The 14,024-nt window shown below is 58.0% G+C and carries 13 protein-coding genes and 3 tRNA genes; 12 read left to right on the top strand and 4 right to left on the bottom strand.

The window, feature by feature from the left end:
* The first annotated feature begins 6 nt into the window (after positions 1-6).
* Entirely contained in the window at positions 7-804 is a 798-nt protein-coding gene (locus IEU99_RS06750; RefSeq protein ID WP_128889958.1) for a fumarylacetoacetate hydrolase family protein, read from the top strand.
* A gap of 51 nt (positions 805-855) precedes the next feature.
* On the opposite strand, the gene IEU99_RS06745 is transcribed toward IEU99_RS06750, so the two are convergent.
* Entirely contained in the window at positions 856-1,974 is a 1,119-nt protein-coding gene (locus IEU99_RS06745) for an isochorismate synthase (protein WP_128889957.1), read from the bottom strand.
* A 25-nt stretch (positions 1,975-1,999) separates the two neighbouring features.
* On the opposite strand from IEU99_RS06745, the gene gltX reads away from it, so the two are divergent.
* The 6 genes from gltX (at position 2,000) to IEU99_RS06715 (ending at position 5,991) form a co-directional block, all read left to right on the top strand.
* Positions 2,000-3,472 (top strand): glutamate--tRNA ligase, encoded by a 1,473-nt coding sequence (gene gltX / locus IEU99_RS06740; RefSeq protein WP_128889956.1) that lies wholly within the window; start codon positions 2,000-2,002, stop codon positions 3,470-3,472.
* A gap of 82 nt (positions 3,473-3,554) precedes the next feature.
* Positions 3,555-3,626 (top strand) — tRNA-Gln (locus tag IEU99_RS06735).
* Positions 3,627-3,642: 16 nt separating this feature from the next.
* Positions 3,643-3,715 (top strand) — tRNA-Glu (locus tag IEU99_RS06730).
* 133 nt (positions 3,716-3,848) lie between these two features.
* Positions 3,849-5,000, top strand: a complete 1,152-nt coding sequence (locus IEU99_RS06725) for a cutinase family protein (protein ID WP_128889955.1) — start codon at positions 3,849-3,851, stop codon at positions 4,998-5,000.
* A 381-nt stretch (positions 5,001-5,381) separates the two neighbouring features.
* A tRNA-Glu gene (locus IEU99_RS06720) sits at positions 5,382-5,457 on the top strand.
* A gap of 9 nt (positions 5,458-5,466) precedes the next feature.
* A complete protein-coding gene (locus tag IEU99_RS06715) occupies positions 5,467-5,991 on the top strand; it encodes an HD domain-containing protein (RefSeq protein WP_164931162.1) in 525 nt (174 codons plus the stop codon).
* Here IEU99_RS06715 and IEU99_RS06710 read toward each other — a convergent pair.
* On the bottom strand, positions 5,988-6,698 hold the full coding sequence (locus tag IEU99_RS06710) for an IclR family transcriptional regulator (RefSeq protein WP_128889953.1): 711 nt from the start codon (positions 6,696-6,698) through the stop codon (positions 5,988-5,990). The genes IEU99_RS06715 and IEU99_RS06710 overlap by 4 nt on opposite strands.
* 54 nt (positions 6,699-6,752) lie before the next feature.
* Here IEU99_RS06710 and leuC point away from each other — a divergent pair, with 54 nt between their 5' ends.
* Complete coding sequence (gene leuC / locus IEU99_RS06705) at positions 6,753-8,168, top strand: 3-isopropylmalate dehydratase large subunit (protein WP_128889952.1); 1,416 nt, start codon at positions 6,753-6,755, stop codon at positions 8,166-8,168.
* Positions 8,169-8,177: 9 nt separating this feature from the next.
* Positions 8,178-8,780, top strand: a complete 603-nt coding sequence (gene leuD / locus IEU99_RS06700; protein WP_128889951.1) for a 3-isopropylmalate dehydratase small subunit — start codon at positions 8,178-8,180, stop codon at positions 8,778-8,780.
* On the opposite strand, the gene IEU99_RS06695 is transcribed toward leuD, so the two are convergent.
* The gene (locus IEU99_RS06695) at positions 8,758-9,765 is read right to left on the bottom strand and encodes an NUDIX hydrolase (RefSeq protein ID WP_371869477.1); all 1,008 of its coding nucleotides are present in this window, start codon (positions 9,763-9,765) and stop codon (positions 8,758-8,760) included. The genes leuD and IEU99_RS06695 overlap by 23 nt on opposite strands.
* Positions 9,766-9,840: 75 nt before the next feature.
* Between IEU99_RS06695 and IEU99_RS06690 the strand changes: the two genes are divergently transcribed.
* Both IEU99_RS06690 and IEU99_RS06685 read left to right on the top strand, forming a co-directional pair.
* Positions 9,841-10,845: an NAD(P)H-dependent glycerol-3-phosphate dehydrogenase gene (locus tag IEU99_RS06690; RefSeq protein WP_128889950.1), complete on the top strand. Its 1,005-nt coding sequence runs from the start codon at positions 9,841-9,843 to the stop codon at positions 10,843-10,845.
* Positions 10,846-11,019: 174 nt separating this feature from the next.
* Entirely contained in the window at positions 11,020-12,099 is a 1,080-nt protein-coding gene (locus IEU99_RS06685) for a D-alanine--D-alanine ligase family protein (protein ID WP_229718417.1), read from the top strand.
* On the opposite strand, the gene IEU99_RS06680 is transcribed toward IEU99_RS06685, so the two are convergent.
* Positions 12,059-12,997 (bottom strand): DUF3515 domain-containing protein, encoded by a 939-nt coding sequence (locus IEU99_RS06680; protein ID WP_128889948.1) that lies wholly within the window; start codon positions 12,995-12,997, stop codon positions 12,059-12,061. The two genes, IEU99_RS06685 and IEU99_RS06680, sit on opposite strands and share 41 nt — an antisense overlap.
* Positions 12,998-13,049: 52 nt before the next feature.
* On the opposite strand from IEU99_RS06680, the gene IEU99_RS06675 reads away from it, so the two are divergent.
* Positions 13,050-14,015 carry a thiamine-phosphate kinase gene (locus IEU99_RS06675; RefSeq protein WP_128889947.1) on the top strand — a complete coding sequence of 322 codons (966 nt, stop codon included), beginning with the start codon at positions 13,050-13,052 and terminating at the stop codon, positions 14,013-14,015.
* Positions 14,016-14,024: the final 9 nt, after the last annotated feature.

Below are 14,024 nucleotides of genomic sequence, written 5' to 3'. Positions count from 1 at the left end.
GCCTCCATGCGTTTTGGACGAATTGCTACCCCCGAAGGAATGGCCTTCTGCGTAGTAGAGGGTGAAGGCGACGACGCCCTGTGCCGCCAGATTGAAGGTACTCCGTTTACCGAACCAAAGTTCACAGGCAAGGAGTGGAAGCTTGGCGACGTTCGCCTGCTTGCACCAATGCTGCCTTCCAAGATCGTGGCAATTGGCCGCAATTATGCAGATCACGTGGCAGAGGTGTTCCAAAAGAGTGCTGAGCACCTGCCGCCGACGCTCTTTTTGAAGCCACCGACAGCCGTGATTGGCCCTGGTGCCGCCATTAAGATCCCCGATTTTGCCACCAAGGTGGAATTCGAAGGCGAGCTTGCCCTGGTGATTGGCAAGCCCTGCAAGAATGTCAAGGCTGAGGACTGGAAGCAGGTGGTGCTCGGCTTCACCATCATCAACGACGTGTCCTCCCGCGACCTCCAATTTGCCGATGGTCAGTGGGCTCGCGCCAAGGGCATTGATACCTTCGCCCCTGTTGGGCCTTGGATCGAAACCGACCTTGAATCCATCGATACCTCGAATTTGCCCATCAAGGCTCACCTGACCCACGAGGGCAAGACTGAGACGAAGCAGGATTCGAACTCCAACCAGATGATTATGAATCTGGGCGAGATCATCGAATTTATTACCGCCTCGATGACGCTGCTGCCCGGCGATATTATTTGCACCGGCTCTCCTGCAGGCACCGCGGCAATGTTTCCCGGTGACTTCATCGAGATTGAAATTCCTGGCATCGGCAAGCTAGGTAACCCAGTAGAACGCGCCTAAAGAACATGACAAAAAGCGCCAGCGATAACGCTGGCGCTTTTTCATTGCTGCCTATAAAGAAAGCCCAAGGGCTTTCATAATGGTGCGCAGCTTCGCACTGGTTTCTGCCACCTCGGCCTGCGCATCGGAAGCCTCCACGATGCCACCACCGGCCCAGGCGCGGGCACGAGTGCCATCACCGGATACCTCAGCACAGCGAATGGCCACCATATACTCACCATCGAGGCCTTCGGCCCAACCAACAGCACCGGCATAGAAGCGCCGATCCGCCTCGGCAAAAGAGATCAGCTCCTCGGCGTCATCGGTTGGCGTGCCACAGATCGCGGGGGTGGGGTGCACGATCTGGGCGAGCTCCAGGGCCGTCATCTGTGCATCCTTGAGCGTGCCCACCACCGGGGTGGCAAGATGCCACATCTCATTCGTGCAGGTTAATTCCGGGTTATCGGGAATATTTAAATCGCTGCACAGTGGTGAAAGCTTGCGGCGCAGATGATCGACCACAAAGCGGTGTTCATCGAGGTCCTTGGTGGAACGCAGCAAGGCCTCACCACGTTTTTTATCTTCAATCGGATCCACCGCCCTTGGTGCAGATCCAGCCAGCGGGTAAGCACTCACGGTTGAGCCTTGCTTTTTAATCAGCACCTCCGGTGAAGAACCAACGAGCATATTGCCCACGAAGTCTTCACCGGCAGGGGAGAGATCCACAATGAAGCCGTCGCGATGCAGGGATAAATCAATCAGGCGCGCAGCAATCAGGCGTGGATCGACAGGGGGATCAAAGCGCACATCGACCGCGCGGGCAAGCACCACCTTGCGCAGCACCGTTGATCGCATCGTCTCAATCGCAGCAGCCACGCGGTGGGCGTGCTCGGCCTCATCTGGCACCAGGGCATCGAGGCTTGCATGAAGCTGCGCCCCCGGTCCTTGGCGGTAGTAGCCATGGGGTTCTAGCGGGCCATCTTCGCGGATGATGTTTTCGGGGACGGTGAAAGCGCAGGCGTGGTCGCGTCGAAAAGCTAAGGCACCGACGACCATTTCTCCGCGGCGAAGTGCCTCGATGGCGTCGTCGATATTATTAAACTGCTCCTTCGCCCCCTGGGTGCGGATAGACCCATGCGCTCGAGAAAGTAGAAAATCGGGCGCGGAAGCCGGGCGAGAGGATGCACACATGGCAGGACAGTCTAGTATAAAACCCATGTCTGAAGTACGCGTTCGTTTCTGCCCTTCGCCCACCGGCACGCCCCACGTAGGCATGGTGCGCACCGCCTTATTCAACTGGGCCTATGCTCGCCACCACGGCGGCAAGCTCATCTTCCGCATCGAAGATACCGACGCCCAGCGCGACTCCGAAGAGTCCTACCAGGCCATTATCGACTCCCTCCAGTGGCTCGGCATGGACTGGGATGAAGGTGTAGTCAAAGGCGGCCCGGATGAGCCGTACCGCCAAAGCCAGCGCATGGATATCTACGCCGATGTGCTTGAAAAGCTCAAAGCCGGCGGCTACATCTACCCGGCCTATTCCACCGCCGAAGAAGTCAAAGAACGCCACAAGGCCGCAGGCCGCGACCCGCAACTCGGCTACGACAACTTCGATCGCGACCTCAGCCAAGAACAGATCGATGCCTTTGAGGCAGAAGGCCGCAAGCCCGTGTGGCGCCTGCGCATGCCAGATCAGGACTGGAAATGGAACGACCTGGTCCGCGGCGAGATCGAATTTAAGGCCTCCACGCAGCCAGACTTTGTGGTCGCCCGCTCCAATGGTGCACCGCTATATACCCTGGTAAACCCCGTCGATGATGCACTCATGGGCATCACCCACGTGCTGCGCGGCGAAGATCTTTTGCCCTCCACCCCGCGCCAACTGGCCCTCTACGAGGCCTTGAAGGCCATTGGTGTTGCTGAGCGCACCCCAGAATTTGGCCACCTTCCGTTTGTTATGGGCGAGGGCAATAAGAAGCTTTCCAAGCGCGATCCGCAGTCCAACCTGTTCAACCACCGCGATCACGGCATCATCCCTGAGGGCATGCTGAACTACTTGGCGCTGCTTGGTTGGTCCTTGAGCCACGATAAGGACATCTTCTCGGTAGAAGAGCTCGTTGAGCATTTCGACGTCGCCGATGTCCTCCCGAACCCTGCTCGCTTTGATCAAAAGAAGCTCGAAGCGATCAACGCGGATCATATTCGCCTGCTATCGCCTGAAGATTTCCGCGATCGCCTGCGTGACTACCTGCGCGAGTACTACGACTTTGAGTACCCGGAGGAGAAGTTCGCCATCGCAGCAGATCTGGTGCAAACCCGTATCAAGACGCTCTCCGATGCCTATGGTCTGCTGAAGTTCCTGGTGACAGCCGATGAGGATCTGGAATTGGATGAAAAATCCGCCAAGAAGAACCTCAAGGAAACCGCAATCGAACCCCTTGAACAGGGCATCGCCGCGCTTGAGGGCGTGGAGGAGTGGAATACCGCCAATATCGAGCAGGCATTGCACGGCGCATTAATTGAAAAGCTGGAGCTGAAACCCCGCGTGGCCTATGGTGCGCTGCGCGTTGGTATCTCGGGTGCCGCTGTATCGCCGCCGCTTTTCGAGTCCATGGAGTTGCTGGGCAAGGAATCCACCCTTGCTCGCCTGCGCGCTGCGCGCCAGCAAACCCCATACCAGGCGGCCTGACCAGCAGGTTTGTGTGGCTTTCGTAGATGTGGTTATATTAAGCCTCGTTGCACAGCAGGGTGAAAGCCCAGCCGCACAACATTGGCCTATGGTGTAATTGGCAACACTACGGTTTCTGGTACCGTCATTCTAGGTTCGAGTCCTGGTAGGCCAGCAGGCTTTATGCCTATGCCCCGTTCGTCTAGTGGCCTAGGACGCCGGCCTCTCACGCCGGTAACACGGGTTCGAATCCCGTACGGGGTACAAATGATCAGTCGACAAACGTCGGCTGATTTTTTGCATTCAGGGCTTTTTCGCCTTCGCAGCTTTTCGCACCCACTCATTTTGCTTTCGCAACTTCACCCAAGGCCCAAATCGGGCATTGTAGTGTAGTGATATGCGCAGATCTGCAGCTTTTGGCATCGTCTCGTTCCTGCTTGCTTCTTCACTTGTTGCTCCGCCGGCCCAGGCAGCACCCCAGCAAACAGCGCCCCAGCAAACAGCAGCCCAGCAAGCGGCGTCACAACAAGAAGGCTTCCACCAATCGCAATGCCCGGCCTTGCATATCGCTATTACCCCCGGCACAGGCGAATCCCACGCCCAGGAGGATCCAGGGCAGATCACGGGCTTAAGCAAGGGCAGGAACTTCGTCCAAGAAGTAGCTGAGCAATTCGATGGGGTAGATGCCTGGCAAACCCCCTATCCGGCAAGTGCCGGTATGGTCACCTCCATTGATAAAGAAGAAGCCCAAGCCATGCCCTATGGCGTGTCACGGCGCGAGGGGGAACGCAGGCTGCTTGAGCATCTCCAGGAGCTTCTAGCCCAGTGCAGCGACACCAAGGTGCTGCTGGTTGGGTTTTCTCAAGGTGCTCACATTGCCGGCAATGTAGCCACACAGATCCCGGCTGAGCGAGTGGCGGCGGTGTACCTCATTTCTGATCCCAAGCGCTCCAGGGCTATCGGCAACCAGACTGCAGCAGGTGCCACGCTTCCGCTTACGAACAAAGGCGCCATCCCATCGGATCGTCACGGCGTTCTTGGCGAGCGCCAACCGGGGGAGTTTGAGGGGCTCAATGTGGTGCAGGTGTGCGCGCTGCATGATCCCGTGTGCTCGATCATCCAAGGCGATCCTGTGATTGCCTTTGCCCGCGCCCAAGATGAGCGCAGCGATGCCACACCGTATTTGGAAAGCGATAGCCGCTTTGATCAAGCCCGCTTACTTGCCAGTGAGATGGCGATGGTGGCTCAGTTGCCCTCAACCTCGCTGGCCAAGGTGATGCTGCAGGCCTCGCAACACACCACCTATACCGGCGAGCGCAGGGATTTCACCACCATCGATGGGGTGCGTGTGGATGATTGGATGGCGATGGAATTAAGCCGCATTGCCTCCGAGGTCACCGGTGAGCACAAGGATATTGAGCCGAAACCCGCCGATATCCACCACGGCTATTGGCAGATGATTGGCTATCCGCTGTGGAAGCTGATGGATAAGCTCTATGGCCCCAAATCTGATCAGGCGCAATTGACGTGGCAGGTGTTTGATCTTTAGAAAAAAATTTCTCGTTTTTCTCTTCCCAGAAGCCAGCATTGGGTCTAGCATCAGAGCTAACAGAGCAGTTTCGCCCCATCGAAAGAAATAACGAAGTTCATGCTCTTAAGGGCATGAGGTGAAGGTGGTCGAGCAGAGCGGTTCTGTGGAAACATTCCCCGAGACCCGGAGGTGCTATGGAAGAGGAAACGCACAGCGCGATCCTTATAAGAAGCATCGGTCCTAACCCCTTCTAGCGGACGCAGAACACCACTGCTTGATACTTTCGCTTTTCGACGAGAATGTTTCTCAGGATCCGCGCTTTTACTACCCTGACGTGCCGATTTGTTGAGTACAACATCGGCACTCTACTATTGCTTGAGAAGCAACCGCTTGCTACTAGCCCCGTTCGTCTAGTGGCCTAGGACGCCGGCCTCTCACGCCGGTAACACGGGTTCGAATCCCGTACGGGGTACCATCAGGAGACGTGAACACACGTCTCCTTTTTGCTATTGAGCGCGCCGCCGAGATCCATGCCGGCCAAGTGCGCAAAGGCACGGCCACCCCCTATGTCTCGCACCTCTTTGCCGTGGCAACGCTGCTCGAAGGCGAATCGGACACCACGCGCATCGCAGCACTTCTGCACGACAGTATCGAAGACCAGTCCCTTGATCCTGCGGTATTAGAAGAAGAATTCGGCCGCGAGGTGCGCACGCTGGTGTCGATGGTAAGTAAGGATCAGTCCCTACCCACCTGGCAGGCTAGGGCGGAGGACTATCTAGAGCGTATGGATGATGCCTCGATTGAGGCGTTAAAGATTATTGCCGCAGATAAGGTGCATAATTTGCTGTGCACACTCAGAGATCGCGATGCCGGGGAAGAAGTGTGGGAAAGATTTCGCAGCGGCTATGAGGGCCAATGCTGGTGGTATCACAGCGTGCTCGCCAAGCTCGAAGCACGCCTGGATCATCCCTTGGTGCTGCAGTTGCGGGGCTTGGTAGACAAGCTTTAAAGCTGTGCTGAGAGCCTATTGGCTGCAGCGACTAATTCATCTGCCCACTTGCCGGGGCTGGGTTTCAGCCTTTCGGCAGGACCAGAAATAGAAAGCACGGCGCAGAAGGTGCCTTCTGAATCGAATACGGGGGCAGAAACGCTGGCCAGCCCGACCTCGCGTTCGCTCATGGAGGCAGCCCAGCCTTGTTCACGGGCTTCGCGCAGATCTTCTTGGCTAAATTTGGTGCCCTCCGATAGCACTGCATCGCGAAGGTGTGCAGAGGAATAGGCCAAGAAGATGCGGGCTGCAGAGCCAGCGCTCAGTGGTAGGCGAGTGCCTACGGGCACGGTATTTTGCAAGCCCATGGCTGGTTCTTGGGCAGCAATACACACGCGTACTGCTCCAGCGAGTTGGTAGAGCTGCACTGATTCATTGGTGGTGTGCATCAGGGTAGACATGATCGGCGTGGCTACGTCGATAAGCTTGGTCTGGCTACTGGCGCCAAGGCTTGCCAATACGGCACCGATGGTCCACCTGCCGTCGTTGGTGCGGGTGAGGATATTGTGTACTTCGAGTGCGGTGGCCAGGCGGTGTGCGGTGGCGCGAGGCAGGCCGGTGAATTCGCACAATTCATTGAGGCTCATGGGGTGGTCGGCCAGGGCAAGCAGGATGGTGACTGCCCGGTCGAGAACTTTAATGCCGCTTTCTGTGCTAATCTTTCCCATAGAATGATACTACCATCCCATAATGCGGGAATCTAGCTCGGAAGGTGATGAAGCATGGCTCCGCTGACACTCGCAGAAAAAGTGTGGCGCGATCATATCGTGGTCAAAGGTGAAGATGACCGACCAGACCTCATTTTTATCGATCTTCAGCTTTTGCACGAAGTGACCTCACCGCAGGCCTTCGATGGTTTGCGCCTCGCCGGTCGCTCCCTGCGCCACCCTGAGCTCCACCTTGCCACCGAAGATCACAACGTGCCCACCGAAGGCATCGAGCAGGGCTCGTTATTAGAAATCAAGGATCAGACCTCGCGCACCCAGGTTGAAACCTTGCGCAAGAACTGCGAAGAATTCGGCGTGACCTTATATCCGATGGGCAATAGCCGCCAGGGCATCGTGCACCAGGTAGGCCCACAGCTTGGCGCAACCCAACCCGGTATGACCATCGTGTGCGGCGATTCCCACACCTCCACCCACGGAGCCTTTGGCGCGATGGCCTTCGGTATCGGCACCTCTGAGGTGGAGCATGTGATGGCTACCCAAACGCTCTCGCTCAAACCCTTTAAAACCATGGCCATCGAAGTTTCCGGCGAGCTGCAGCCAGGGGTGAGCGCTAAAGACCTCATCTTGGCCATCATCGCCAAGATCGGCACCGGCGGTGGCCAAGGCCATGTGATCGAATACCGTGGCGAGGCCATTGAGAAGCTCTCCATGGAAGCACGCATGACCATCTGCAACATGTCCATCGAGGCAGGCGCACGCGCCGGCATGATCGCCCCCGATGAAACTACCTTTGAATACATCAAAGGTCGCGAGATGGCGCCAAAGGGCAAGCAGTGGGATGAGGCAGTGGCGTATTGGAAGACCTTGCCTACCGACGAAGGCGCCCACTTTGACACCGTGGTAGAAATCGACGGCTCTGCCATCACCCCCTTCGTTACCTGGGGCACCAACCCTGGCCAGGGCCTGCCTTTGTCTGAATCCGTACCGGACCCAGAGCTTATTGCCGGCGATAATGAGCGCGCCGCAGCAGAAAAAGCCCTGAAATACATGGGGCTTACCCCAGGCACCCCGCTGCGCGACATCAGCATCGACACGGTCTTTTTGGGCTCATGCACCAATGCACGCATCGAGGATCTGCGCGCAGCCGCCGATGTCATCCAAGGCCACAAGGTGGCCGAAGGCGTGCGCATGATGGTGGTGCCAAGCTCTGCCATGGTCAAACTTCAGGCAGAAGAAGAAGGCCTGGACAAAATCTTTGAAGCCGCCGGCGCAGAATGGCGCACCGCAGGCTGTTCGATGTGCCTTGGCATGAACCCGGATCAACTCAAACCAGGCCAGCGTTCGGCTTCCACCTCCAACCGAAACTTCGAAGGGCGTCAAGGCCCCGGTGGACGCACCCACCTCGTCTCACCCGAGGTAGCCGCAGCAACGGCCATCAAAGGCACCCTGGCAAGCCCCGCTGATCTTTAGGAGCACAACATGGAGAAATTTTCCCAGCACACAGGCGTTGGCGTTCCACTTACGCGCTCGAATGTGGATACCGACCAGATCATCCCCGCGGTGTACCTCAAGCGCGTCACGCGCACCGGCTTTGAAGACGGCCTTTTTAGCAACTGGCGAAACAACGAACCAGGCTTCGTGCTCAACCAGCCCGAATACGCACAAGGTTCGGTGCTTGTAGCAGGCCCGGATTTCGGCACAGGATCCTCACGCGAACACGCCGTGTGGGCGCTGATGGACTACGGCTTCGCCGTCGTCTTTTCCTCCCGCTTCGCCGACATCTTCCGCGGTAATGCAGGTAAAGCCGGCCTGCTTGCAGCGCAAATGGATCAAGGCGACATTGAGCTGCTGTGGAAGCAGCTCGAACAACACCCCGGTGCCAGCATCACCGTGGACCTTGAAACCAGAACCGCGCACTGCGACGGCGCCACCTATCAATTCCAGGTGGATGATTACACCCGCTGGCGCCTGATGGAAGGCTTAGACGATATTGGGCTGACGCTTCGCCAAGAAGAAGCCATCGAGGCCTACGAGGCTAAGCGCCCAGCCTTTAAGCCTGCTACTTCACAGGTAGCGGGCTAGCCAGATAATCCGCCCCGGTGAGCTCGCCTTCGTGGAAGGACAACACCCACACACTGGCCTTTTTGGCCTCGGTATCTTCCAAAGGCAAGGTGCCTTCGGCAGAAAGCCATGCGAGCGCATCGGGGATGACTCCGCCTTGGGCCACCACCACGGAAACACCGCCGCGATCGATGATCTCCTTGAACGCGGCCTTGGAGCTATTCATATTGTGCATCCAGCCGTGATCGCCTAAGCGGTCATCCACCGTCACCTCAAGGCCAAGATCTTCGGCGAGGGGAGCTGCGGTGAGCTGGCAGCGATCAGGCTCAGCGGAATAAATGGCCTCGGGCCGAAACGCCTTGAGCATGGGCACCAACATATCGGCCTGACGGCGCCCCTTTTTATCCAGCGGGCGCAAGTTGTCGTTGCCGGCCCAGTTTTGACGTCGAAAAGCCCTGGCGTGGCGAACATAAAGGATCCTGGTGCTAGCGGGGGTCTGCATACGCTTTGCAGCCTTGTCCACCAAGAGGCGGTCTACCTCATAGCTGAGCAGTTCCTTGGCCTGCTCGAGCGGCAGCCAGCGGATCTCGTCTACTTCCTTATTCTTTTCAAACTTCCCGCCAAGGACCTTCGCGGTCCAGTAGTAGACCACCTTCGTGCGGCTACCGACCGGATAGGTGATCCTGCCAAGCAATTTGCCCAAGGCCACCTCATAGCCGGTTTCCTCTAAAATCTCGCGGGCGGCGGTGGTAGGCAGGGATTCACCCGGATCCACTTTGCCTTTGGCAAGCGACCAATCATCGTAGTGAGGGCGGTGAATCACAGCGACTTCAATACCGTCATTATCGCGCCATAACACTGCGCCGGCAGCCAGGGTCGATCGCTGGAACTCCTTGGCAGGATTGCTAGGGATGCGCTGGTAACGCCCCCGAACCTCAGTGAGTGCGCTGTGATCTTTGTGCTCTTCTTTGGCCATTACTTCTACGTCCTTTCGCTGCGTTTCCATGGTAAAGCCTGCGAGAGATTTTCGCGCAACGGTATCATCGTGGGGTACTTATTATCGGCCACACAAGGAGATCGCATGGCACACATCGGCGTGATGGGAGCAGGCTCGTGGGGAACAACCCTGGCCAAGGTATTCGCCGATGCCGGCAACACCGTGACATTGTGGGCGCGGCGCGAAGCGGTAGCAGAAGAAATCAACCGCGAGCACCGCAACCCCAAATACCTCGGCGATATCCCGCTACCAACCTCACTTGTGGCAACACATAAGCCGGACGAAGCGATCCAAGGCGCCGATATTTTAGTGCTCGCCGTACCCAGCCAAACCCTGCGCCACAATCTTGAGCAGTGGGCAGCACATATCGGACCAGACACCATCTTGCTCAGCCTGGCTAAAGGCGTAGAGGCGAAGACCTTTGAACGCATGAGCCAGGTCATCGCGGAGGTCACCGCTGTGCCCCAGGATCGGATCGCAGTGCTCAGTGGGCCGAATTTGGCTAAGGAAATTGCTCAAGAACAGCCCGCTGCCACGGTGATTGCCTGCGAAGATGAGGCCAATGCAAAATTCGTGCAGCAGGCGGTGGCCACGAGCTATTTCCGCCCCTATACCAATAGCGATGTTGTGGGCTGTGAAATCGGCGGTGCCTGCAAGAATGTCATTGCCCTTGCCTGCGGTATGGCTGCCGGTAAAGGTCTTGGCGAAAATACCCTTGCCTCCGTGATTACCCGCGGCTTGGCAGAAATCTCTCGTCTGGGCGCGGCTCTTGGTGCGGATCCGCGCACCTTCTCCGGTCTTGCCGGCCTGGGGGATCTCGTTGCTACCTGTTCTTCTCCTTTGTCGCGCAACCGAAGTTTCGGTGCGCGCCTCGGTCAGGGCAGCAGCCTCGACGAGGCCAGGGAGGCCTCCAACGGCCAGGTGGCAGAAGGCGTGATCTCTTCCCAGTCTGTGTTTAGCCTCGCTACCTCTTTGGGCGTGGAAATGCCGATCACTCAGGCCGTCTACGGTGTGTGCCACCTGGGGCTGGATGTGGGCGATATGGTCCAGGCGCTGATGGGACGATCCAAGAAATCAGAACACGCCTAGCCAGGCCGAGCCGAACCAAGCGGCCAGGCAGCCACCAAGGCAGCCAGCCAACAGCCCAGCGCAGATCCAAGCAGCCAGGCAGCCAGGCAGCCAGTAAGCCAGGCAGCCCTGCCAATCCACCACTCCCAGCACGGTTGGGCAGTCGGTGCGCTAAGACAGGTAGACTGGGCAGCCGTGAATTCTGCTGCAAATAAGATTCGTGTCGCCGTGGTCTACGGCGGCCAAAGTTCCGAACATTCCGTCTCCTGCGTTTCTGCAGGTGCCGTGATGAGCCACCTCGATCCGGAGCGCTTCGAGGTCTATCCCATTGGCATTAGCAAAGAAGGTGCCTGGACTGTGGGCACCACTGATGCGGAGGAACTTCGCACCCACGATCGCGTGATGCCAACGGTGCAGATGCGCCAGCCGCTGAGCTTGGCTCTTGATCCAGCGCATCGCGGTGAGTTCCGCTTCGAAGATGGCTCCCTGCACGCCACGGTGGACGTGATCTTCCCCGTGCTGCACGGCCCATATGGCGAAGACGGCACGATCCAAGGCCTGTTCGATCTCTCGGGCGTGCCTTATGTAGGCACCGGGGTCTTAAGTTCTGCCTGTGGCATGGATAAGGAATTTACTAAAAAGCTACTCAAAGCCGAGGGCCTGCCGGTGGGCGAAGAAGTGGTCTTACGCGATGGCCGCGACTTAAGCGAAGAAGAAATCGAACGTCTTGGGTTGCCGGTGTTTGTCAAGCCCGCCCGCGGTGGATCTTCGATCGGTATCTCTCGTGTTGATTCTCGCGATGAGCTCAAAGCAGCAATTGAGCTCGCACGCCAATATGACTCGAAGGTGATCGTTGAGGCCGAAATCGTTGGTGAAGAAGTCGAATGCGGCGTGCTCGAATACGCCGATGGCACCCGCGTGGCCTCGGTTCCGGCTCGTCTGATCAATACCGACGGCTCCGAGGAGGGCTTCTACGGCTTCGACACCAAATACCTCGACAATGTGGTCTCTGCCGAGATCCCCGCGCAATTCGATGAGGCACTGTTAGCACAATTGCGCGAGCTTTCCCTCAAAGCCTTCGATGCGTTGAACTGCGAAGGCCTAGCCCGCGTGGACTTTTTCGTCAGCGAACAAGGCCCCGTGCTCAACGAGATCAACACCATGCCGGGCTTTACACCCATCTCGATGTACCCGAAGGTCTTCGAGGCCTCCGGTGTGGCCTACCCGCAACTGCTTAGCGCTCTGATTGATCAAGCGCTTTCGTCTGCTGCTTAATGGCCTTGGTCAACTGCACGAGCACCTGATTGCCATCGGCAGGCATCGATACCGCCACCACTACATCGCGCCCCATCGGATACCAGGTGGAGGCGGTGGTGCCGTTGCCCAAAATCGTATTTTCAAACCACGGCACCCCATCAACCTGCTGTAATTGCACCCCTGCCTTGTATTCCTCGGGGAAGGGCACGCCGCAGCGAAGCACCACCGGCTCCTTGCCAAAGGCAGTCCACGCCTTGGTCTGAGCCAGCGAAGTCTTCGTGGCCTTGAGATCCTCACCGAGGGTGTCCGGCAGATTATTCAGGAGTGCATCACAGCTTTTCGACGACTGCGTTGCCACATCAGCCAGCGGCAAAGGATGAGGCTTCAGTGCTTCATCTTCAAGCTGATCAAGCGCTGGCGTTAAAGCATCCAGTGGAGCTGACTGCCCATCTAATGCCACGTCGTCACCGGTCAATGCCACCAGTGGTGTGCGGTTCACGGCAAACCAGGTGTGCAGGGAAGACCCGGGGGTGGCATCATCAACGCGCATCCATTTGATGCCATCTACGTCTTCCACCGGGGTGATTTCGGTGTACTGCAAGGGGGCTGATACCCCGCAACGCAGCGTCATCCTCTCAGTGGAACTCGATGCCCACGCTGCAGCGCCCGCCGGGGCAGGAGCGGCAAGCTCTGCGCGTTTGTGCCCGGCGAGCTTATCGGGCAGGGCATCAACGAGCTGCTTACATGCCTGGGAGTCAGCCTCTGGTGAATCCAGCGCCGGCATGGCCACGGGTTGTTGCGCTGCACGCTCATAGGCGATTTTCGCACCAATGAGCACTCCAAGAACCAACAGGAGGCTTAACACTAATGCCAGGGCGATCGGGGTTTTCTTAAAGGAGGCTTCGGGGCGGCTCATGGATCAAAAGTGTAGTCTGAGTCTGTTGTCGATCAGGCCAAAAGGACCTTGAATGAAAGCACCGCAAAACCCCACCCTGGCTGAGGTAGGCGAACAAGCAGCAATCAATGTGATCGCAGCGCACGCCCCAAGCCCACGCAATGGCGATGATGCGGCAGTGCTTGATCACGATGCACCTAATTCACGCACGGTCGTCACCACCGACATGTTGGTCGAAGGCCGCCACTTCCGCCTCGACTGGTCTACGCCTGCAGAGATCGGGCGCAAGGCCATTACCCAAAACTTTGCCGATGTGGAGGCCATGGGGGCTCGTCCCATCGCGGCACTGCTGGCCCTTTCGGTGCCGGCACATACGCGATTGGAATTTGTATCAGAGCTTGCCCGCGGCATTGGCGATCGCGTGGGTGACTATGGCGCAGAACTTGTAGGTGGGGATATCACCGACGGCGATGCGGTGGTGGTGTCGGTCACGGCTGTGGGCCAATTAGGGGGTTCTTTAGCAGAGCTTCGACTCGACCAAGCACGCCCGGGGCAAATCTTGGTGGCCTCCGGTGAGATCGGCGCTTCGGCCGCAGGCTTGGCATTGCTTCGGCGTTTCGGCCGCGATGGCGTACCACGAGAATTTCTGCCCCTAGTCTCCTCCCACTGTGCTGCCCGAGTCAGCGAGGGCAGGGGCTTTGTGGCACGTTCTGCTGGAGTATCGGCCATGACTGATAATTCCGATGGGCTGGTGGCCGATACCACCACCATCGCGCGCCGGTCGAATGTGAGCATCAACCTCGACCCAGCGGCCATCGCCCCAAGCCCACTGATGCGCCAAGCAGCCGAGGTGCTCGAGGCAGATGCGTGGGAATGGGTCTTAAGTGGGGGAGAAGACCACACGTTGCTGGGCACCACCTTTAGGGCAGCGCCCACGGGTTTCCGCGTGATCGGCTCGGTTGATCACCGCTCCGAAGGCGAGGTGCTGCTCGATGGGCGCGCACCGAGCTGGAATAAGGGCTGGAATAGTTTCGCCTAAACTTGCAGC

Source organism: Corynebacterium pelargi (assembly GCF_014635485.1).
In the GTDB taxonomy this organism is placed as follows: Bacteria; Actinomycetota; Actinomycetes; order Mycobacteriales; family Mycobacteriaceae; genus Corynebacterium; species Corynebacterium pelargi.
The sequence above is the reverse complement of the archived record's forward strand: the minus strand, read 5'-3'. Positions and strand labels throughout refer to the sequence as shown.

Coding starts and splice junctions, on each gene's coding strand:
- IEU99_RS06690 (WP_128889950.1), top strand. CDS start 9,841: ATGGCACACATCGGCGTGATGGGAGCAGGCTCGTGGGGAACAACCCTG.
- IEU99_RS06680 (WP_128889948.1), bottom strand. CDS start 12,997: ATGAGCCGCCCCGAAGCCTCCTTTAAGAAAACCCCGATCGCCCTGGCA.
- IEU99_RS06695 (WP_371869477.1), bottom strand. CDS start 9,765: ATGGAAACGCAGCGAAAGGACGTAGAAGTAATGGCCAAAGAAGAGCAC.
- IEU99_RS06745 (WP_128889957.1), bottom strand. CDS start 1,974: ATGTGTGCATCCTCTCGCCCGGCTTCCGCGCCCGATTTTCTACTTTCT.
- IEU99_RS06710 (WP_128889953.1), bottom strand. CDS start 6,698: ATGGGAAAGATTAGCACAGAAAGCGGCATTAAAGTTCTCGACCGGGCA.
- IEU99_RS06675 (WP_128889947.1), top strand. CDS start 13,050: ATGAAAGCACCGCAAAACCCCACCCTGGCTGAGGTAGGCGAACAAGCA.
- IEU99_RS06750 (WP_128889958.1), top strand. CDS start 7: ATGCGTTTTGGACGAATTGCTACCCCCGAAGGAATGGCCTTCTGCGTA.
- gltX (WP_128889956.1), top strand. CDS start 2,000: ATGTCTGAAGTACGCGTTCGTTTCTGCCCTTCGCCCACCGGCACGCCC.
- leuC (WP_128889952.1), top strand. CDS start 6,753: ATGGCTCCGCTGACACTCGCAGAAAAAGTGTGGCGCGATCATATCGTG.
- leuD (WP_128889951.1), top strand. CDS start 8,178: ATGGAGAAATTTTCCCAGCACACAGGCGTTGGCGTTCCACTTACGCGC.
- IEU99_RS06725 (WP_128889955.1), top strand. CDS start 3,849: ATGCGCAGATCTGCAGCTTTTGGCATCGTCTCGTTCCTGCTTGCTTCT.